We start from the raw sequence: 477 nt of genomic DNA, 5'->3' as shown, positions 1-477 counted from the left end.
TTAGCGGCCATAAGATTTGTAGAATGGGGCGGTGAAAGAGCTGTCATTGCTGCACTTGATAAAGCAGTTGAAGCATTGGAGGGCAAAACTGGAACCCAAGTTGTCAAAGAGTGAGCTTTTTAGCGCTTTTAACTTTTTAAAGCATTACTTCCGCTTATTCTTTAACAATGGAAAGCTCAGCATAAATAACGTAAAATAAACCTTACTCTAGCAGTTTTGGATTAACCAAAATTTATAAACTCCCCATTTAGAGCCAAAAAGTTTTTATTTACTTCTTACTTTTTCACATAGCGAGGCTTAAATAAGGGTGAGAGAATGGGTAACTATTCTAAAATTGGGGAAGGGGAAGATACCATGCAAGTAAAAGTGGATCCAGAAGAAATTAAGAGAATAAAAGCAGAGATTGAAGCTCTTGAAAAAGAGAAGAGAGAAATTCAAGCCAAGCTTGAGGAGCTTCAAAAGGAGTTGAATATTTGG

Annotated in this window: 2 pseudogenes; both read left to right on the top strand. The window is 36.7% G+C overall.

Features of this window, described 5'->3' with window-relative positions:
* A pseudogene (locus E3E28_RS10795) lies at window positions 1-114 on the top strand (carbamate kinase); the annotation flags it as partial.
* 240 nt (window positions 115-354) lie between these two features.
* Window positions 355-477 (top strand): annotated as a pseudogene (locus E3E28_RS11185) (phosphoserine phosphatase); the annotation flags it as partial.

Origin of the sequence: Thermococcus sp. 21S9 (assembly GCF_012027635.1) — an archaeon.
In the GTDB taxonomy this organism is placed as follows: domain Archaea; phylum Methanobacteriota_B; class Thermococci; order Thermococcales; family Thermococcaceae; genus Thermococcus.
This window is presented reverse-complemented; position numbering and strand designations above follow the sequence as displayed.